Genomic DNA, 20,298 nt, shown 5'->3' with positions numbered 1-20,298 from the left:
AAGATCCAGAAGGGCCTGGCCTTCGACATCGGCGCCGGCCCTGTGCCGGGCGAGATGCACCTTGCCGCCGGCCAGGAACCCGTGGCCGTAGGCGTGTGCGCCCACCTGCGCCGCGACGACAGCGTGGTCGGCGCCCACCGCCCGCACCACTTCGCCATCGCCAAGGACGTCGATCTGAACGCGATGACCGCCGAGATGTTCGGCAAGGTCACCGGCCTGGGTCGCGGCAAGGGCGGCCACATGCACCTGTTCGACCCCGCGGTGAAGTTTTCCTGCAGCGGCATCGTCGGTGCCGGCGCCCCGCAGGCCTGCGGTGCCGCACTGGCGGCGAAGAAGCTCGGCACCGACGCGGTGGCTATCGCCTTCTTCGGTGAGGGCGCAGCCAACCAGGGCGCCTTCCACGAGGCGCTGAACCTGGCCGCACTGTGGAAGCTGCCAGTGGTGTTCGTGGTCGAGGACAACAAGTACGGCATCTCGGTGGAGAAGTCCGCCTCCACCGCGATCGCCTCCAATGCCGATCGCGCCGCCGCCTACGGCATGCCGGGCGTGCTGGTGGAAAGAAACGACGCACTGGCGGTGTTCGAAGCCGCCGGCGCAGCGGTGGCGCGTGCCCGCCGCGGCGAGGGCCCGACCCTGATCGAGGTCAAGACCGATCGCTACTTCGGCCACTTCCAGGGCGACCCCGAGACCTACCGCCCCAAGGGCGAAGCCAAGGAGTTGCGCCAGCACGACCCCATCCCGGCGCTCGGCGCCACGCTGCGCGCGCGCGGCCTGCTCGACGACATGGCCGACGCCGCACTGCGCGAACGCGTGTCGGCGCGCGTGCAGGCCGCCTACGACTTCGGCCGCAACAGCCCCTACCCGGAACCGCAGGACGCGCTGCTGCACGTCTTCGCCGAATAAAGACCAGGAGACCGCAATGAGCACGACCACCACCACCCGCCGCCTCACCATGGCCCAGGCGATCTCGGAAGCGACCGCGCAGGAGATGGCGCGTGATCCACGTGTCTTCGTCATGGGCGAGGACGTCGGCAAGTACGGCGGCATCTTCAGCGCCACCACCGGGCTGCTCGAGCAGTTCGGCCCGGAGCGCGTGATGGACACGCCGATCTCGGAGACCGGCTTCATGGGCGCCGCGCTCGGCGCCGCAGCCGAAGGACTGCGGCCGATCTCGGAGCTGATGTTCGTCGACTTCTTCGGCGTCTGCTTCGATCAGATCTACAACCACATCGCCAAGAACCACTACATGTCCGGGGGCGCCTGCAAGTATCCGCTGGTGATCACGACCGGCATCGGCGGCGGCTACAACGACGCCGCCCAGCACTCGCAGTGCCTGTACTCGATCTTCGCCCACGTACCCGGCCTCAAGGTGGTGGTGCCGTCCAACGCCTACGACGCCAAGGGCCTGATGACGACCGCGATCCGCGACGACAACCCGGTGGTCTTCCTCTACCACAAGGGCATCATGGGCCTCTCCTGGATGTCCTATTTCGAGGGCAGCACCAACGAGGTCCCGGAAGCGCAATACACCATCCCCTTCGGCCAGGCGCGGGTGGTGCGCGAAGGCAGCGACCTCACCATCGTGACCCTGTCGCAGATGGTGCAGAAGTCGGTGCTCGCCGCCGACCAGCTCGCCGCCGAGGGCATCTCAGCCGAGGTGCTCGACCTGCGCACCCTGGTGCCGCTCGATCGCGCCGCGGTGCTGGCCTCGGTGGCGAAGACCGGCCGCCTGCTGATCGCCGACGAGGACTACCTCAGCTACGGGCTGTCCGGCGAAATCGCCGCGCTGGTCGCCGAGAACCTGGACACCCTGCGCCTCAAGGCGCCGGTACGCCGCCTGGCCGTACCCGACGTGCCCATTCCCTTCAGCCGCCCGCTCGAGCAGTTCGCCATTCCGCAGGTGGACAACATCGTCGCCAGCGCGCGCGGCCTGATGACCTTCAAGCTCGATTGAACCCAAACCAGGAGACACAACATGACCGACATCATCCTCGACGACGCGGTGTGGGCCGACGTCGATGAAGGCACCGAAGCCCTGCTGCAGGAATGGCAGGTGAAGGAAGGCGATCACGTGGAGGCCGGCCAGGTGCTGGCGGTGGCCGAACTGGTCAAAACCAGCCACGAGATCTTCGCGCCCTCGTCCGGCCGCATCGTCAAGCGCTGCGTGGCGGAACAGGACACCTTCGGCCGCGGCGCAGTGCTCGCGCAGCTGGAGGCCTGAGCCATGGCAGCGAGCGCGGCGGCGAGCGCCGCCCCCTCCACCGCCGTCCCCACCGAGCGCATTGTGGTCGCGCTCAGCGGACTGCGCGGCGCGATCGCCCGCAACATGGCTCAGGGCTGGCAGGCGCCGCGGGTGGCGCACTCGGTGGACGTGGATCTGAGCCGCGTCGAAGCCCTGCGCGCAGAACGTGCCGCCGCCGGCGAGAAGCTCAGCGTCAACGCCTTCGTGATCCATGCGGTGGCGCGGGCGCTACGCAGCCATCCGCGGCTGAACGCGCTGATGCGCGAAAAGGAAGTCGAGCTGATCGACGACATCAACATTGGTGTCGCGGTCGCGCTCGACGAGGGGCTGATGGTGCCGGTGATCCGGCAGGCAGACACCAAGTCAGTGGCGATGCTGGCGGCCGAAACCCGGCAGCTGGCCGAGGGCGCGCGCGCCGGCGCGCTCACGGGCGGCGCCTACCAGCGCGGCACCTTTACCGTGACCAACCTTGGCAGCACCGTGGTCGATCGCTTCAGCCCGGTCATCAACCCGCCGCAGGTCGCCATCCTCGGCGTCGGCCGAACCCGCCAGCAAGCGACGGTGAGGGACGGCGCGATCGTTGCCGCCCCGCTCGCCAATCTGACCCTGGTGTTCGACCACCGCGCGGTGGATGGCTACCCGGCCGCGCTCTTCCTCGGCGAAATCGTGCGCCGGCTGGAACAGGCGGAGTTCGACTGATGCCGGCCGCCGCCCTCGCCCCCACGGCCGTCGCGCACCCGCCGCGCGGCGCGGCACCCGCCGGCACCGCGTTGACCGTCGCCCGCGCCAGCGCCGAGCAGGCCTGGAACAGCCGCCAGCTTGCAGCGCCGATCACCGTTCCACGCCTGCGGGTATGGACCTACCCCGCGCCCGGTGTGGTGTTCGGCTGCGCCCAGGCGGCGCTGCACGGCGAGGCGGCACGGGCGGCGCGCACCGACTGCGAACTGGTGCAGCGCCGCGCCGGCGGCGGCGCCGTGCTCACCGGACCGTGGATGCTGTCGTCCTCGGTGGTGCTGCCGCCGGACCACCGCCTGCTTGCCGGCGGCACGGTGGCGAGCTACCGCTGGCTCGGCGTGCTGCACGCCGGCCTGCTGCGCGACCTCGGCATCCCCGCCCACGCGCTGGCGCCCGACCAGCTCAGGGCACGCCCGGCCGACCCGGCGCTGGCCTGGGCCTGCTTCGGCGGCCTGTCGCCGTGGGAGGTGATCGCCGACGGCCGCAAGCTGGTCGGCCTCGCCCAGCTGCGCGGCCGCCATGGCGTGCTGCTGACCACCGGCACCCTGCTGTGGCGGCCGGACTGGGCGCTGCTGTGCCGCGCGCTGGACCGTCCGGAGACGGACGTGACCCGGCTCGATGCCGCGACCACGTCCTGCGCCGAGCTGCTCGGCGCCCGCATCCACATTGAAACGCTCGCCGAGGGCCTGCGGCAGATGCTCGCCGACGTGCTCGGCGACTTCGCGGCGGGCGCCGCCGCCTGACCCGAACCTGCCGCCCCCACGTCCACACAGAAAGGCCATCCCGGCCGCCAGAACAGTACGGAGACAAGCATGAGCACCGAATACACCGCCACCCCGATGCGCATCGTCGACAAGCGCATCACCCTTTCCCGCCGCGGCTTCCTCAAGGGCGGCGGCATGGCCGCGCTGGGCGTCGGCACGCTGTCGGCGTCGACGCTGATGACGCCGGCGCGCGAGGCGCTGGCGCAGGAGTTCAAGGTGCTGGGCGCCGCCACCGGCAACACCCTGCTGGTGCTGGCGCGCGACATCTTTCCGCATGACCGCATCTCGGACCGCTACTACCTGCAGGCGCTCGAGCCGCTGGAAGCGCAGGCCGCCGCCGACGACAAGCTGAAGGCGCTGTTGAGCGAGGGCGTGGCCGCGCTCGACCGCCTGGCCAAGCTGCGCTTCCGGAAGGCCTACGCAGCGCTCGACAAGGAAAGCGAGCGCCTGAGCCTGCTCTACGTGATCGAGCACGGCGCCTTCTTCCAGAAGGTGAAGGGCCACATGGTCACCGGCTTCTACGACAACAAGGCGGTGTGGCCGCTGTTCGGCTACGAGGGCTCGTCGTGGGAGAAGGGCGGCTACCTCAACCGCGGCTTCGACGACATCGACTGGCTCGACCAGGCCTGAACCGCCCCCCGATCAAGACGACATAACGGAGACAAACCATGAGCGCGAAATTCTCGCTGGACGACGATAGCGTGGTGGTCATCGTCGGCTCGGGCGCCGGCGGCGGCACGCTGGCTGACGAACTGACCCGACACGGGGTGAACGTCGTCATCCTTGAAGCCGGCAAGCATTACACCCAGGCCGATTTCGAGAATGACGAGTGGGCGATGTTCCACAAGATCTCGTGGCTGGACAAGCGCATCTCGGCCGGTGGCTGGCATCACACCGAGACCTATCCCAACCTGCCGGCCTGGATCGTCAAGGGCGTGGGCGGCTCGACCATGCACTTCTCGGGGCTGGCGCTGCGCTTCCTGCCGCACGATTTCCGCATCAAGAGCACCTATGGCACGGTCGATGGCGCCAACGTGCTCGACTGGCCGATCAGCTACGAGGAGCTCGCTCCCTACTACGACATCGCCGAACGCAAGATGGGCGTGGCCGGCACCAAGGCCAGCGGTCTGCCCGAGATGCCGCCGAACAACCACTACAAGGTGATCGCGGCTGGCGCGAAGAAGGTCGGCTACAAGGACATCAGCCGGCCGGTCGCCTCCAACACCCGACCCAACGACGGCCGCCCGGCCTGTCAGCAGATCGGCTTCTGCATGCAGGGCTGCAAGATCGGCGCCAAGTGGTCGACGCTGTACTCGGAGATCCCGCGCGCCATCGAAACCGGCCATGCCGAGCTGCGCCCGCAGAGCATGGTGCTCAGGATCGAGCACGACAAGAGCGGCAAGGCCAGCGGCGTGCTCTACGCCGACAAGGATGGCCGCCAGCACCTGCAGAAGGCGCGCGTGGTGTGCGTCGCCGGCAACTCGATCGAGTCGCCGCGGCTGCTGCTGAACTCCGCCTCCAGCCTGTTCCCGAACGGGCTGGCGAACTCCTCGGGCCAGGTCGGCAAGAACTACATGAACCACACCACGGCGGCCGCGATCGCGATCCACAAGGGGCCGGTGTACATGTACCGCGGCTTCGACATCGCTGCGGTGATCTCTGACGAGGCCCAGCTCAACCCCGACCGCGGCTTCCTCGGCGGCTACCACCTCGAGGGCCTGGCGCTGCACCTGCCCTTCACCGCCGCGTTCATGAAGCCGGGCGGCTGGGGACGCGAGGTCACCTCGGCGCTGGAGCAGTACGACCACATGAGCTGCGTGTGGGTGTGCGGCGAGGACATGCCGCAGGAAGAGAACAGCATCACCCTGCACCCGACCGAGAAGGACCAGTACGGCCTGCCCATCCCGATCGTGACCAAGACCGACCACACCAACGACGCCGCCATGCGCCGCCATGGCCTCGCCCAATGGCGCAAGGTATCCGAGGCGGTAGGTGCGACGCGGGTGATCGACATGCCGCCCTACCCGGCAAGCCACAACATGGGCACCAACCGCATGAGCGCCAACGCCCGCGACGGCGTGGTGAACAAGTGGGGCCAGACCCACGACATCAAGAACCTGTTCATCTCCGACGGCAGCCAGTTCACCTCCAGCTCGGCGGCCAACCCGACCCTGACCATCGTCGCGCTGGCGGTGCGCCAGGCCGAGCACATCGCCAACGCCATGCAGCGCCGCGAACTCTGAGCCTCAGCGTGCAGCCTCGGGCACACCACCGGGGCCACATCCTCAACCACAAGAAACGGAGACATCCATGAGCCAGACAAACAGCTTCCGCCGCATCCTGTCGGCGGCCATGATCAGCGCCGGCCTGGCCGCCGCCAGCCTGCCCGCGCAGGCCGAACCGATCCCGGGCATGCGCGGCATGCAGCACATCGGCATCACGGTGCCGAACATGAACGAGGCCGTCGCCTTCTTCCGCGACATCCTCGGCTGCGAACCGTCATTCACCTTCGGCACCTTCAAGTTCGAGGACGACTGGATGGCGCGCCATCTCGACGTGCATCCGCGCGCCACGATCAGCGACTTCCAGATGGTCCGCTGCGGCAACGGCACCAACCTCGAGGTCTTCGAGTACACCGCCCCCGACCAGAACCGCCGTGGCCCCCGCAACAGCGACATCGGCGGCCACCATCTCGCCTTCTATGTGGACGACATGGATGCCGCGGTCAGCTACCTCAAGGACAAGGGCGTGCGCGTGCTCGACACGCCGAGCACCTTCACCGAAGGCCCTGCGGCCGGGCTGACCTGGGTCTATTTCCTCGCTCCCTGGGGGCTGCAGCTCGAACTCGTGAGCGCCCCGAACGGCATGGCCCACGAGAAGACACTGCAGCGCAAGCTGTGGGACCCGCGCTTCCCCGCCAGCTGAGGGCCCGCCCGCACTCGCATGCCCCCGGGGACGCCACGCGACCTACCCGGGGGCATCGGTTTCCCATGCCTGACTCCTCCTCCAGGCGCTTTGCGGGGCGGGCCGTCAAGGCCCCCCCGTCCTTTCTTGTTGAGCCGCCGGTACGGGAGGAGTAACTTGCAAGGTCACACAGAGACCGATCCATGGTCCGCACCGGGTACCAAGGTGAAACAGCCCGGAAGAGGAGACAAGATGCTGGCCCAATCCCAAAGGGAGCACATCGATCATGTGCTTGCCGTCTCGAAGACCGGCGCATCCCCATCCGACCGCATCGGCAGTTCGTGGGTACGCTGTATCCGCGACTACGGGCTCGACCCTTGCCGCCCGACGCGGGCCCACATCGTCGAACATGCGCGCCTGCGCGAACACCAGGACCAGATTGAGGAATTCCTCGGCGTCGCCCGCACCGGCATGGAGCAGCTGTACAAACGCATGGCGGGCATCGGCTACGTCCTGTTGCTGACCGACGCACACGGCATCGCGGTGGACTTCATCGGCAACGACGCCTGGGCGCGCGAGCTGAAGCAGTCCGGGCTCTACCTCGGCGCCGACTGGAGCGAGGCGCGCGCCGGAACCTGTGCGGTGGGCACCTGCATCGTCGAGAAGACACCGATCACGGTTCATCACGCCGACCACTTCGACGCCACCCACATCGCGCTGACCTGCAACGCCGCACCCTTGTTCGACCCCACCGGGGGCTTTCTGGGCGTGCTCGACGTCTCGGCGCTGACCTCGCCGTCGCCGCGCGACAGCCAACATCTGGCGCTGCAGATGACCACGATGTTTGCGCAGATGGTGGAGGACGCCAACTTCCTGCGCTATTTCCGCGAGCGCTGGGTGCTGCGCCTGGGCTCGGCATGGTCGATGGTGGATGTATCGGCAGAGATCATGCTCGCCTTCGATGCCGACGGTGTCGTCGTCGGCACCAACAGCGGCGCCCGGCGATCCTTGCGGCCATTGCACGGCGGCGGTGACAACGCCCTTATCGGCCGCTCCCTGGGCGAGATCTTCCGTGAAGGCATGGATTCGATCTGGCGCATCGCCCGGGCAGGCTTCGCTGCCGACCGCACGGCGCTCTCGACCGGCAGCGGCGAGGTCTACTACGGCACTGTCGTGCCGCCTCGGGTCGCACCGCGCGCAGCGCGACCGAGCGTGACCGAGACCGCCGCGCGCGCGCCGGCGCTCGAGCGCCTGGCTGGCGATGATCCGCAGATGCAGCGCCTGATCGCGCAGGCCTCCAGGCTGGTCAACCGCCCGGTGAACATCCTCGTCCACGGCGAGACCGGCACCGGCAAGGAGGTGCTGGCCAAGGCCCTGCACGAATCCAGCGATCGGGCCGCGAAGCCCTTCGTGGCGGTCAATTGCGCAGCCATTCCCGAGTCGCTGATCGAGAGCGAGCTGTTCGGCTATACCGCCGGAACCTTCACCGGCGGGCGCAGCAAGGGCATGCGCGGCCTCATCCAGCAGGCGGACGGTGGCACCCTGCTGCTCGACGAGATCGGCGACATGCCGCTGCACCTGCAGACCCGGCTGCTGCGGGTGCTGGCAGAGCGCGAGATCCTGCCGCTCGGCGCCGAGAAACCGATCCCCGTGAACCTGACCGTGGTCGCCGCCTCCCATCGCGATCTGCGCAAGCTGATTGCCGAGGGCAGCTTTCGCGAGGATCTCTACTACCGCCTGTGCGGCGCCATCCTTTACCTGCCGCCACTGCGCGAGCGCCGCGACCTCGACTACCTGATCGACCGCTTGCTGGCGGCGGAGGGGGGTGAATTGGGCACCAGCGCAAGCCTCGGACCGATTGCGCGCGCCGCCCTGCTCGAATACAGCTGGCCAGGCAACGTCCGCCAGTTGCGCAACGTGTTGCGGTTTGCGCTCGCGGTCTGCGACGGCGCCACGATCACGACCGACGACCTGCCTGCCGAGCTGATGTCCGCTGGCCAGCTCGATGCGCCTGCACCGGAGAGGGCGCCCGCAAGTCTCGGCGAGGCGGCCGAGCTCGAGGCCGCCCTGCGCCGCCACCGCTGGAACGTCACTGCTGCGGCCGCGGAGCTCAGGATCGCGCGTGCGACGGTCTACCGCCAGATGAAGCGCTACGGCATCGTGCCGCCGAACCAGTTGTAGGCCAGCGACGGACGAACACCCACCGCACTGCCAGCGCCTCGACAGCCGGAGTCGGTAGGCCGTGCTCAAGCAATCACGGCAGCGCGCAGTCGCGGACCTGGAACACCGCCTCGTCGTCCCAATGGTCCAGCAGGATGCGCGCCACCCGCTGCTGCCACAGCTCACCGAAGCGGCGCCGCGTATCTGCATCCGCCTGGCCGCGCAGGCACAGGCCGAGCAGTGCCGAGGCCTCGGGGTGTGGCGGCACACGCGCGAGCTCGGCCGACGCATCGACGGACTTCCCGCTGTCCAGGCGCGTGAAGCGCAGCGACAAGGGCAGCTCCACCCCGAAGTGCTGCAGGTCGCGGCGCACGAAGTGGCCACCGATGCCCTTGAAGCCGCCCTGCTGCGCTGCGCCCGTGAGCAGGGTGAGGACGCTGGCGATGACGCCGGTCACGCCGCTGTCCACAGGCTCGGCGAAGTCGATGCGCACGCCGCCGCGCTCGGGCAGTTCGCCCGGGTAGAGGGCGGCAAGGGCGTGGCAGCCGAGCGCATAGGCCGAGGCCACGGTCGGGCAGGAGTGGCCGGCGAGCTTGACCGCGTCCTCGTAGCCATAGTCGAGCACGCCGCCCTCGGCGGCACCGAGGAAGTCGGCAAGCGGATCGCGCACACGCAGGCGCGGAACGTCACGGTAGAAATCGGGCAGGCTCAAGACGGCACCTCGGTATCGGGGCTGGATGGATCGGACTGGGGGAGGGGTCCGATTGTCCCTGGCGCCGCGCAGTGCTGCCTTGATCCACCTCAGGGGTCCACAGGCGTCGTGCCGCGCAGCGACGCGGGATGGGGCGCCGCCGGCCGCCGCGGCCCGCTCAGACGCGCAGGTCGACCTGGCTCAGCGTGCCCACCCGGCCGTCCTCGCGCAAATAGATGCTGCTCGCGCGCATCATTCCCTGGGTGTCGTTGGCAGCGTCCTTGAGGCTGAACGGGGTCTCGACCCGGCCGAGATAGAAGGCGCCGACGCCGGCCTCGTTCAGGGTCTGCAGCCTGCCCTTGCCCTCGGCATCGGGCGACCACAGCCGCAGCTGCGACCAGGCCGCGTCGGCCTCGTCGATCCAGCCGTTGCCGTCGTCGTCGAGCGCGGCGAGCTCGGCGAAGCCGTCGCCGCTGGCGGGGCCGAAGAGCTCGCGACCGTCGTCGATACGGCCGTTGGCGTTGCGGTCGAAGGCGAGGAAGCCGCTGCCGCTCAGCAGTGGCAGTTGCTCCTTGCGGCCGTCGCCGTCGAGGTCGAAATCGAAGCGCACGTCCGACAGCGCCGCCGCCGGACCGCCGAAGTCGAGCACCAGCGGGTCCTTCAGGCGCTGGTCACCGGCGCGCAGGCTGAACGACACCGATTCGGTGTAGCTGCGCGCCATCGCGAAGCCGAGCTCGAAGCGGATCTCGGCGCCGTCGGCAGTCCGCACCACGCCCGCGGCGCTAAAGCTCACCTGCTCGGACTCGGTGTAGGTCGCGCTGAAGTCGTACTCCATGCCAAAGCCGACTCGGCGCGCCGCCTGCCCGGGCCCGTCGCCGGCCTCGCCCCTGCCTGCCAGATCGTCTGCAGGCAGCGCGACCGCCGCGCCCGGCTCGAGCGCGCGCAGGTCGAAGCGGCGCACCGGCTCGCCGGTCAGGAACTCGATCATGCGCACGAGCATGGCCAGGCGCGGATCACGGTCGATCGGGTCTTCCGCGACCTGGTCCACGGCGCCGGCCTCGGCCTCCGCGCTCAGCGCGGCCTGGCCGGCGGCGGAGATCTGCACCGCCCCGCGCCCGGGCTGGCCCCCGCCGGCCGCCGCCCCCGGCGCATCGCGCCAGAACTCGAGGCGCTCGCTCGTGTCGAGCGTCTGTGAGAAGCGGTGGGAGGACTGAAGCTCGATGTTAAAGGCGGCAATTTTCACGGGCGGGCCTGCGCATTGCGTGGGAACAATCCCATTAACGGCCGCTGGATCAAGGACTTGAGCGCGCCACGCCGATTCGACTCAGTGGCACCTCCATCCGGCCGCCCGACCGAGCCAGGCCGCCAGACGGGTCAGCGGTAGGTGCATCAGCACCGCCGGCCCCCGGCACGCGGCGGCACAGCGACAGCGGGCCGACCGGACATATCAGGCCGCTATGAATGGGCGGCTGAACTATAAAGACTCATGATCGTTCTCCGTGCGTGGGACCTCGTTCAGCGGCCCTCGCAGGGACAACGCGCGAACGCGCGCTGTATTCCACGCCCTGGCGTGCCACCCCAAGCGGCACGCATGAGCGAGCGCGGCTCAGGACCCTGAATCGATTTTTTTCATGGATGAATTCCATGACAAATGTCAAATGCTGCACCGCAAGGTCTCCGTATGGTGAGGACTCGCCATTCGACGTGCACCGCCTCGCCGGCGCACGATGACAGGAGCACCCGCATGAAGCCGATGATCACCATCGACGGCAACGAGGCCGCCGCCTCCGTTGCCTTCCGCGCATCCGAAGTGATCGCGATCTACCCCATCACGCCCTCCTCCAACATGGGCGAGCTGGCCGACGAATGGGCTGCCGCGGGCAAGTGCAACCTGTGGGGCAGCGTGCCGCGGGTGGTCGAGATGCAGTCCGAAGGCGGCGCCGCGGGGGCGGTCCATGGCGCGCTGCAGGCCGGCGCGCTGGCGACCACCTTCACCGCCTCGCAGGGCCTGCTGCTGATGATCCCGAACATGTACAAGATCGCCGGCGAGCTCACGCCCACGGTCTTCCATGTCGCGGCACGCGCGCTCGCCACCCATGCGTTGTCGATCTTCGGCGACCACTCGGACGTGATGTCGACCCGCGCCACCGGCTTCGCGCTGCTGGCCTCGAACTCGGTGCAGGAGGCGCACGACTTCGCCGCCATCGCCAGCGCGGCCACGCTCGCCGGGCGGGTGCCGGTGCTGCACTTCTTCGACGGTTTCCGCACCTCGCACGAGGTATCGAAGATCGACTTCATCCCGGACGAGGCCCTGCACGCGCTGCTGCCGGACGCTCGCATCGCCGCCCAGCGCGCGCGCGCGCTGTCGCCCGAGCATCCGGTGATCCGCGGTACCTCGCAGAACCCGGACGTGTTCTTCCAGGCCCGCGAGGCGCAGAACCCGTGGTTCGACGCCTTCCCTGCCGTGGTGCAGCAGGCGATGGACGCATTCGCCGCGCTCACCGGCCGCCGCTACCAGCTCTTCGACTACGTCGGCGCGCCGGATGCCGAGCGTGTGATCCTGATCATGGGTTCGGGCGCGGACACGGTGGAAGAAACCGTCACCCACCTCACCGCCCGCGGTGAAAAGGTCGGCGTGCTCAAGGTGCGCCTGTTCCGCCCCTTCGCCCCCGCCGCCCTGCTCGCCGCGCTGCCGCAGAGCGTGCGCAGCCTGGCGGTGCTCGACCGCTGCAAGGAACCGGGCGCCGACGGCGAGCCGCTGTTCAAGGACGTGATGGTGGCGCTCGCCGAGGACCAGGCGGGCGAGTCGCCGCGCTTTGCCGCGATGCCCAGGGTGATCGGCGGCCGCTACGGCCTGGGCTCCAAGGAGTTCAACCCGGCGATGGTCTGCGCGATCTTTGCCGAGCTGCAGCAGGCCCGGCCGCGCCGCCGCTTCACCATCGGCATCGAGGACGACGTCAGCGGCCTGTCCCTGCCCTGGGACGCCGCCTTCCGCACCGACGCCGCGGCCAGCGCCTTCGCCGCGGTGTTCTACGGCCTGGGCTCGGACGGCACGGTGTCGGCCAACAAGAACTCGATCAAGATCATCGGCGATGAGACCGAACTCTTCGCCCAGGGCTATTTCGTCTATGACTCGAAGAAATCCGGCGCGATGACGGTGTCGCACCTGCGCTTCGGCCCGCAGCCGATCCGCTCGGCCTATCTCACCGGCGAAGGCGACGCGAAATTCGTCGCCTGTCACCAGCCGCTCTTCATCGAGCAGCACGACGTGCTCGCCCACGCTGCGCCAGGCGCGGTCTTCCTGCTCAACGCCACCCTGCCCGCCGACCAGGTGTGGGCGACGCTGCCGACAGCGATGCAGCGCCGCATGGTGGAGAAGAAGATCAGCTTCTGGGTCATCGACGCCTACCAGGTCGCGCTCGAGGCCGGCATGGGGCGGCGCATCAACACCGTGATGCAGACCTGCTTCTTCGCCATCTCCGGCATCCTGCCGCAGGACCAGGCGATCGCCGCGATCAAGCATGCGGTGGAAAAGACCTACGGCCGCAAGGGCCGGCGCATCGCCGAGCAGAACTACCGCGCCATCGACGCCACCGTGGCCGCGCTGCAGCGCGTGGCCGTGCCCGAGACGTTGGCCGCGCTCGACGCCGCAACCGGCGATGCGCCGATCGCGGCCGCCGGCCTCGACGCCTTCACCCGCCGCGTCACCATTCCGCTCATCCAGGGCAAGGGCGACGCCCTGCCGGTGTCGCTGCTGCCGGTCGACGGCACCTGGCCGACCGGCACCGCGCGCCACGAGAAGCGCAACCTCGCGCTCGAGATCCCGGTGTGGGACGAGACGCTGTGCACCCAGTGCGGAAAGTGCGTGTTCGTGTGCCCGCACTCGGCGATCCGCGCCAAGGTCTTCCCGATCGAACGTGTCGCCGACGCACCCGCTGCTTTCAAGCACGTTCCCGCGCGCAGCAAGGACTACGCCCCCGGCACCCGCATGAGCTACCAGGTGGCGCCCGAGGACTGCACCGGCTGCACGCTGTGCGTGGACGTGTGCCCGATCCGCGACAAGTCCAACGTCTCGCACAAGGCGCTCAACATGGCGCCGCAGCCGCCGCTGCGCGCCCAGGAAACCGAGAACTGGGACTACTTCCTGAAGCTGCCCGACCTCGCCCGCCGCGACGCCAAGCGCAGCACGATCCCCGGCTCGATGCTGCTGCAGCCGCTGTTCGAATTCTCCGGCGCCTGCGTGGGCTGCGGCGAGACGCCCTACATCCGCCTGGCCACCCAGCTCTTCGGCGACCGCATGATGGTGGCCAACGCCACCGGCTGCTCCTCGATCTATGGCGGCAACCTGCCGACCACGCCCTACTGCACCGACGCCGACGGCCGCGGCCCGGCGTGGAACAACTCGCTGTTCGAGGACAACGCCGAATTCGGCCTCGGCATGCGCCTCGCCACCGACCAGCTCGCCGCTGCCGCGCGCACGCAGCTGCAGGCGCTGGCGACCACGCACCTTGATGCGCTCGGCGCCGACCTGATCGACGCCCTGCTCACCGCCGACCAGCACTCCGAAGCCGGCATCCACGAGCAGCGCGAACGCGTGGCGCTACTGAACAAGAAGCTCGCCGCGATCGACACCGCCGCGGCGCGCCAGCTCGCCGCGCTCGCCGAATACCTGATCCGGCGCAGCGTCTGGATCATCGGTGGCGACGGCTGGGCCTACGACATTGGTTTCGGCGGCCTCGACCATGTGCTGGCCTCGGGCGAGGACGTGAACATCCTGGTGCTCGACACCGAGGTCTATTCCAACACCGGCGGGCAGAACTCCAAGGCCACGCCGCTGGGCGCGGTGGCCAAGTTCGCCGCCGGCGGCAAGCCCTCGCACAAGAAGGACCTGGCGAAGATCGCGATGGACTACGAGAACGTCTTCGTCGCCAAGGTGGCCTACGGCGCCAAGGACGTGCATACCCTGAAGGCTTTCCTCGACGCCGAGAGCTACCCGGGGGTGTCGATCATCATCGCCTACAGCCCCTGCATCGCCCACGGCGTGGACATGTCCTTCAACCTGCGCCAGCAGGATCTGGCGGTGAAGTCCGGCCACTGGCCGCTGCTGCGCTACGACCCGCGCCTGCGCGCGCAGGGCCGCAACCCGCTGTCGGTCGACAGCGCGGCGCCGAGCGTGCCCTATCGCGACTTCGCCCGCAACGAGGCCCGCTTCACCGTGCTCGAACGCCAGAACCCGGAAGCCTCGGAGCGCTTCCTCGACGAGGCCGAGCGCCACGCCCGTCATCGCCACCACGAGTACGTCGAGCTGGCCGCGCTGCCCGGTATCGACGAGGCCGCCCCCGAGGGCGCTGCGAAGGAAGACGCAGCCCCGCAAGCCGCCGCCCGCACCGGAGACACGCAAAATGGCTGACCTGAACGCCCCCGACCTGCGCACCACCTACCTCGGCCTGGCGCTGAAGAACCCGATCGTGCCCTCGTCCACCCCGCTCAGCCGTACGCTCGACCCGGTGCTGCGCCTGGAAGATGCCGGCGCGGCGGCGATCGTCATGCACTCGCTGTTCGAGGAGGATGTGGTCAACGACGAGCGCATGCTGGACCGCTTCCTGATCCATCCCGACACCTTCGGCGAGGCCGCCGGCCACCTTCCCGCGAAGGCCGGCTACCAGAGCAAGCTCGACGCCTACCTCAAGCAGATCGAAACGCTGAAGGCGCGCCTGTCGATCCCGGTGATCGCCAGCCTCAACGGCAGCTCGCTGTCGGGTTGGGTCGAGCTCGGCCGCGAGATGCAGGCCGCCGGCGCCGATGCGCTCGAGCTCAATGCCTGGTACATGGCGGGCGACCCGAGCTTCTGCGGCGACGAGCTGGAGGAGCGCTACCTCGCGCTGCTGCGCGAACTGAAGACGGTGGTGAGCATTCCGGTGACGATGAAGCTGTCGCCTTTCTTCTCGGCGCTGCCCAACTTCGTTGCCCGCATCGAAGGCGCGGGCGGCGCCGGCGTGTCGCTGTTCAACCGCTTCTTCCAGCCCGACATCGACCTCGACAGCCTGAAGGTGGTCGACCGTGTGCAGTTGTCCACCTCCGCCGACGGCCTGCTGACCATGCGCTGGATCGCGCTGCTGCACGGCCACACCGGCCTCAGCCTGGCCGCCACCGGGGGCGTGCATCGGGCGGAGGACGCGCTCAAGATGCTGCTCGCCGGCGCCGACGTGGTGCACATGGCGAGCGCGGTGCTGAAGAACGGCCCGCAGGCCATCACCGAGGTGCTGGCGGGGATGACGCGCTGGATGAGCGAGCGCGAGTACGCGTCGGTGGCGCAGCTGAAGGGCTCGATGAGCTCGCGCAAGTTCGCCGATCCGAGCGCCTTCGCGCGTGCGGCCTACCTCAACGCCATCGACTCGTTCACACCGCCGCCGGCGGTGCGGTACTGAGGACGCGGTACTGAGGGCGCTTAGCGGCTCAGCAACTCGACATATGCCCGATAGCTGTAGACCCGGTTCTTCTTCTGGCCGGTCAGTTCGCTGAGGATCCCCAGCGCCTCCAGTACCTGTATGGCGGCGCTGGCGGTCGGGAAGGTGGTCTCGAGACGCTGGCGCGCATGCTCCACCGTGAAGCGCGGCATCATCGGCAGCATCTCGAAAAGCCGATAGCTGGCCGGACCGGCCTTGGGCGACTGCAACAAGCACCGTCGGTCGGCCGTAATCAGGCTGGCTACGGCGATGATGTTGCGCTCGGCCTCGGCGGCTGCGGCGACCACCGCCTCCAGAAAGAAGGATACCCAGCCCTCCCAGTCGCCCTCGCCGCGGATGAGCGACAGGCGCCGGTAATACTCGGCCTGGTGCTGCTTGAGGTAGCCACTGAGATACATCAGCGGTTCTTGCAGCAGCCCCCAGTGCTCGAACAGGGCCGCGATCAGCAAGCGGCCGATACGTCCGTTGCCGTCGAGAAAGGGGTGGATGGTCTCGAACTGGGCGTGGATCAGCGCCACCTTCACCAGCGCTGGCAAGCCGGGGGCCGGGTCATGGATGAAGCGCTCCAGCGCTGCAAGCAGATCGGCCACCCGCTCGGGCGGGGGCGGCACGAAGACGGCGTTGCCCGGCCGCGTCCCGCCGATCCAGTTCTGTGACCGGCGCAACTCACCCGGCTGCTTGCCGGCCCCCCGTGCGCCGTCAAGCAGATGGCGGTGGGCCGCGCACAGCAGCCGGACGCTGACCGGCAGCCCCTGGGGGTCGCGCAGTTGCGCCTGCACCCAGCGAAAGGCGCGGAGGTAGTTCGTCACCTCCTCCACGTCTTCGGTGTTGCTCACCTTCAAGCCCGCCTCATCGTCGAACAGGTCGGTCAGTGTGGCTTGAGTGCCCTCGATCTGTGAGGTCAGCAGCGCCTCCTTCCGGATCGCGCTGTAGAGCAACCAGTCCACCGATGGCACGAGCCCGGCAACCCCCGCCAGTCGCGCCAGCGCCAACTCGGCCTGACGGTTGAGATCGACGAAGCGCTCCGCTGCGAGCGGAGGATCGGCGGGTGGGAGCGGGTAAGGGACGAACGCCCGGACCGCTTCCCCGAGTGTGCTCGTGATGGCGTAAGCGCCTGTGCTGCGGCTCATTGAAAGCGTACTTTAGTTTCCAGAGTCGTATTAAAGCATTCTTTACTGTAAATGAGGCCAATGAAAGAAGGCTTTAACGTGGCACGCCCCGGCATTTCACTGTCACCGCGGCTGCGCAGTTCCTGGTCGGCCCGCGGAGCACCGCGACCTGAAGGGCGAAACGCCGCCTTTCAGCCGAGTGCTCCAGCGAGCTCGGCGACCGCTGCATCCTTGTCGTCGTCGCCCTCATCCCGCGCCCACTCCGGATGGGCGCGCGCACGCGCCAGCGCGGCAGGCAGCGCCCCGCTGCGCCACTGACGGGTTGCAGGGTCTGCCATCTCGGGCATGGGCAGGCGGCTGTCTCCCGCGCCAGCGCCTCCGGCGCCTCCTGCGCTGCCGCCACCCACTTCGATCGGCGTCATCGCGGCATGGCCACGGCCCTCCAGCGCCGCCAGCAGTTCGCGCTGGCGCAGCGCGACGAGGCGCAGAATGGCGTCGTCCACCGTCAGCTCGCGGTGCCCGCGCAGCTTGGCGGCGATGCGTTCGCCGTAGTGGCCGAAGGTCTGCCACAGACCACCGGCGATCGCGCCGAGCGCCGCCGCGGCCCCCAGCGTGATGCCGCCGACCATCAGGTCCACGCCGACCCCGGCGGCGGCACCGGCCGCGGCGCCGGTACCGAGGCGCACCCCCATCTGGCGCAGGGTCTCCGGATTGAAGAGGTCGTCCTCCCAGCGCCCGTCGGTGAGCGGCAAGGCGTCCATGCGCGCATCGTCGGGACGGAAGCGGTACAGGCGCAGCAGTGCATCGACGCAGGCCTGCTCGCGCCGACGCACGTCCTCGCGCAGCCGGGCGACGGCGTCCTGCAGCAGCCCGTCGCGCGCGCTGTCGGCGGATTCCTCGATACGGTCGCGCAGCGCCGCCAGCTCGAGCAGCAGTTCGGCGACCAGGCGGCGGGCCGCCTCGCGGCGGGCGTCGGCCTCGCGCGCACGGGCATCGATCAGCCCCTGCAGCAGGCCGCGGTGAGCGTGGATCAGGGTGGCGAGGGTGTCAAACAGCTCACGCTCGCCGTCCAGCGGCGGGGCGACGGTGTCGAAGCTCACCACCGCATGCAGGCCGAGGCGGGCGAGCGCGGTGCGCCAGTCGGCGACGCGCGCGCTCGGTGCAGCGACGAAGTTGAGCACCGGCAGTAGCGGGCGTGCACAGGCGGCGAGCAGCTCGAGCTCGTCGCGGTGCTTGGGCAGCACCGGATCGCGCGCGTCGACCACGTACAGCGCCGCGTCGCTCGCCAGCATCTGGCGCAGCACCTTGGCCTCCTGCTCGAAGCGCGCCCCCGCGGCCGCGCTGGCGAGGAAGCGGGCGACGCGCTCGGGGCCGTCGATGCGCTCGCCGGGCGCGACCAGGCCGTCGATGAACTCGAGCAGGGCGATCGCGTCCTCCATGCCCGGGGTATCGAACAACTCCACCGCCGGCACACCGTCGGCCATCAGGCGCAGGCCTTCGACATGGCGGGTGGTGCCGGCCGAATCGGACACCTCGCCAAAGCCGACATCGCGCGCCAGCGTGCGCAGCAGCGAGGTCTTGCCGGTGTTGGTGTGGCCGACCACGGCCACGCGCAGGATGTCGCTCATTGCGCCTCGTCTCCGTGTTCCAGCCAGGCCCGCGCGGCCGCGCCATCGGACAGCGCCCAATCCGCGCCGAGACCGATGGCCACCAGGCCCTCGCGCCATTGCCGCATGCGCCCGGGCGAAGCGCCGTCGCGGTCCGCGTCGTGGCCCGCCTCCCCGCCCTCGCCCGCTGCGCCGGCCAGCCACACGCGGATCGATTGCGCATGATCGGCCAGCTCGCCGATCAGCCCGAGGCTGCCGCGATCGGGCGTCTGGCGCGCATCGACCGCCACCAGGAGGCGCGACGGCGGGTGCGCAGCAAAACGTTCGCGCGCGGCACGACGCTGCTCGCGGCTGTCGAGCCGGCCGCCATCGTCCCAGACGAGCTGCGCCTGCGGATCGGCAAGGGCCGCATCGTCCGTTGCCGGCTGAGCGCACAGGACGGCGGGCCACTGCAGGTCGTCGCCGAGCTCGAGCGCCACCGCCACCGCGCCGCCCTCGCCCCGCACTGCGGTGGCCTGGCGTCGCGGCCCTTGCTGCGTCGCCCGCTCGGGGTCATGCACGCCGATGCGTTCGCTGTCGGGCATCAGCAGCGGGCGCAGGCGTGCATAGCCCGGGCGCGACAGCTCGAGCGCCAGGCCGCGCGTACCGCGCCGCCACAGCAGCCAGCACAACAGTCCCAGCAAGAGCCGCGGCAGCACGCCATAGACCACCACCGCCCCCACCAGCCAGCCCGCCCAGGCGCGCCGGCCGGCTTCGTCCACCATCGGCGCGTCGCCGCTCGCCGCCACCGTGGCCGCGTCCGGCACCGGAAAGCCGAGCATGCCGGGCAGCGCACCGAGCGCCGCGCTGAGCGAAACGAAGCTGTCGGCCGGCAGGATGGTGGTCTCCCAGATGAAGCCGTAGCGCCGGGTGGCGAGCAGGGCGAGCACGCCGAGCGTGGCGCCGAGCAGGGCGGCGAACCACAGCGCATGGCTGACCGCCCCCACGCCCCAGGCCGCCAGCCGCCCGCGCCCGAGCAGGCCAGCGAGTGCCGCCGGCAGGTCGGCCGCGGCCGCGCCGCGATCGAGCACGCCGACCACGCGCAGCCAGACGCGGCCCAGCACGCCGCCCTGTTGCAGCCCGCCCCCCAGTCGCCCCTGCGCGCCGATGCTGGCGAGCCACAGCAGCAGGCTCAACCCATGCACACCCAGCAGGCCGCCGAGCGTCCACACCACGTTCACCGGCCGCGTGCCGTCGCCGAGCACCCCGGCGGCGGCACCGAAACCGAGCACCAGAGCGAGGCCGAAGGCAAGGAAGAACAGCAGGCGGGCCCGCCCATGCCAGCGCAGCACCGCCTCACGCCAGCCCTCACGCGCACCCAGCGCCGCGGCCCGGTGCAGCACGCGGGCCTCGAGATCGCCACCGAGCGCGCGCGCCTCGGCATGCACGCGTTCATCATCGAGCACGCCACGGTGCTCCTCATGGCGGCGCACCAGTTCGGCGACCCAGCGGGTTTCGAGAGCGGACAGCCGCGGAGTCGGGGCAGCGGGTGGGGTCAAGGGGTCGGCGCGGTGGTTGGGCACGGCCTCAAGCATAGCAACGACACCCGCCACTGCGCAGCGCATGAGCGCAGACAAGCG

General features: G+C 69.7%; 16 protein-coding genes. 11 read left to right on the top strand and 5 right to left on the bottom strand.

Features of this window, described 5'->3' with window-relative positions; all coding sequences use genetic code 11:
• From PLC66_RS17445 to PLC66_RS17405, 9 genes are all read left to right on the top strand, one after another.
• Window positions 1–903, top strand: a 903-nt coding sequence (locus PLC66_RS17445) for a thiamine pyrophosphate-dependent dehydrogenase E1 component subunit alpha (RefSeq protein WP_324542772.1), incomplete at its 5' end; no start/stop codon positions are given.
• Window positions 904–919: 16 nt separating this feature from the next.
• Window positions 920–1,954, top strand: coding sequence for an alpha-ketoacid dehydrogenase subunit beta (locus PLC66_RS17440; RefSeq protein WP_324542770.1), 1,035 nt, complete (start codon window positions 920–922; stop codon window positions 1,952–1,954).
• Between the two features lie 21 nt (window positions 1,955–1,975).
• Window positions 1,976–2,221, top strand: coding sequence for a lipoyl domain-containing protein (locus tag PLC66_RS17435; protein WP_324542768.1), 246 nt, complete (start codon window positions 1,976–1,978; stop codon window positions 2,219–2,221).
• Window positions 2,222–2,224: 3 nt separating this feature from the next.
• Window positions 2,225–2,941, top strand: a complete 717-nt coding sequence (locus tag PLC66_RS17430) for a 2-oxo acid dehydrogenase subunit E2 (protein WP_324542766.1) — start codon at window positions 2,225–2,227, stop codon at window positions 2,939–2,941.
• A complete protein-coding gene (locus PLC66_RS17425) occupies window positions 2,941–3,720 on the top strand; it encodes a lipoate--protein ligase family protein (protein WP_324542764.1) in 780 nt (259 codons plus the stop codon). Before PLC66_RS17430 ends, PLC66_RS17425 begins: the two co-directional genes overlap by 1 nt.
• A 69-nt stretch (window positions 3,721–3,789) precedes the next feature.
• A complete protein-coding gene (locus PLC66_RS17420) occupies window positions 3,790–4,371 on the top strand; it encodes a twin-arginine translocation signal domain-containing protein (RefSeq protein ID WP_324542762.1) in 582 nt (193 codons plus the stop codon).
• A 38-nt stretch (window positions 4,372–4,409) separates the two neighbouring features.
• Window positions 4,410–5,984, top strand: a complete 1,575-nt coding sequence (locus PLC66_RS17415; protein WP_324542760.1) for a GMC family oxidoreductase — start codon at window positions 4,410–4,412, stop codon at window positions 5,982–5,984.
• A gap of 67 nt (window positions 5,985–6,051) precedes the next feature.
• On the top strand, window positions 6,052–6,666 hold the full coding sequence (locus PLC66_RS17410) for a VOC family protein (protein ID WP_324542758.1): 615 nt from the start codon (window positions 6,052–6,054) through the stop codon (window positions 6,664–6,666).
• A gap of 231 nt (window positions 6,667–6,897) precedes the next feature.
• Entirely contained in the window at window positions 6,898–8,826 is a 1,929-nt protein-coding gene (locus PLC66_RS17405; protein ID WP_324542756.1) for a sigma-54-dependent Fis family transcriptional regulator, read from the top strand.
• A 73-nt stretch (window positions 8,827–8,899) separates the two neighbouring features.
• Here the strand turns inward: PLC66_RS17405 and PLC66_RS17400 are convergent, their stop codons facing one another.
• Together PLC66_RS17400 and PLC66_RS17395 are read right to left on the bottom strand one after the other, a co-directional pair.
• Complete coding sequence (locus PLC66_RS17400; RefSeq protein WP_324542754.1) at window positions 8,900–9,517, bottom strand: hypothetical protein; 618 nt, start codon at window positions 9,515–9,517, stop codon at window positions 8,900–8,902.
• 157 nt (window positions 9,518–9,674) lie between these two features.
• The gene (locus PLC66_RS17395) at window positions 9,675–10,739 is read right to left on the bottom strand and encodes an SPM autocatalytic domain-containing protein (RefSeq protein ID WP_324542752.1); all 1,065 of its coding nucleotides are present in this window, start codon (window positions 10,737–10,739) and stop codon (window positions 9,675–9,677) included.
• Window positions 10,740–11,240: 501 nt separating this feature from the next.
• Between PLC66_RS17395 and nifJ the strand changes: the two genes are divergently transcribed.
• Both nifJ and PLC66_RS17385 read left to right on the top strand, forming a co-directional pair.
• Window positions 11,241–14,906 carry a pyruvate:ferredoxin (flavodoxin) oxidoreductase gene (gene nifJ / locus PLC66_RS17390; protein WP_324542750.1) on the top strand — a complete coding sequence of 1,222 codons (3,666 nt, stop codon included), beginning with the start codon at window positions 11,241–11,243 and terminating at the stop codon, window positions 14,904–14,906.
• Complete coding sequence (locus PLC66_RS17385) at window positions 14,899–15,924, top strand: dihydroorotate dehydrogenase-like protein (RefSeq protein WP_324542748.1); 1,026 nt, start codon at window positions 14,899–14,901, stop codon at window positions 15,922–15,924. The genes nifJ and PLC66_RS17385 overlap by 8 nt, the downstream gene beginning before the upstream one ends.
• A 20-nt stretch (window positions 15,925–15,944) precedes the next feature.
• Here PLC66_RS17385 and PLC66_RS17380 read toward each other — a convergent pair whose 3' ends face one another.
• The 3 genes from PLC66_RS17380 to PLC66_RS17370 all read right to left on the bottom strand — a co-directional run bounded on the left by PLC66_RS17380 (window position 15,945) and on the right by PLC66_RS17370 (window position 20,253).
• Window positions 15,945–17,093 (bottom strand): Fic family protein, encoded by a 1,149-nt coding sequence (locus PLC66_RS17380; RefSeq protein WP_324542746.1) that lies wholly within the window; start codon window positions 17,091–17,093, stop codon window positions 15,945–15,947.
• A gap of 170 nt (window positions 17,094–17,263) precedes the next feature.
• The gene (locus PLC66_RS17375) at window positions 17,264–18,700 is read right to left on the bottom strand and encodes a GTPase/DUF3482 domain-containing protein (protein WP_324542745.1); all 1,437 of its coding nucleotides are present in this window, start codon (window positions 18,698–18,700) and stop codon (window positions 17,264–17,266) included.
• A complete protein-coding gene (locus tag PLC66_RS17370) occupies window positions 18,697–20,253 on the bottom strand; it encodes a DUF2868 domain-containing protein (RefSeq protein ID WP_324542743.1) in 1,557 nt (518 codons plus the stop codon). Before PLC66_RS17370 ends, PLC66_RS17375 begins: the two co-directional genes overlap by 4 nt.
• Window positions 20,254–20,298: the final 45 nt, after the last annotated feature.

The sequence above is a fragment of the Thauera sp. genome (assembly GCF_035444905.1).
Classification (GTDB): Bacteria; Pseudomonadota; Gammaproteobacteria; order Burkholderiales; family Rhodocyclaceae; genus Thauera.
Note: the sequence above shows the minus strand (reverse complement) of the source record. Positions and strands in the feature narration are given on the sequence as shown.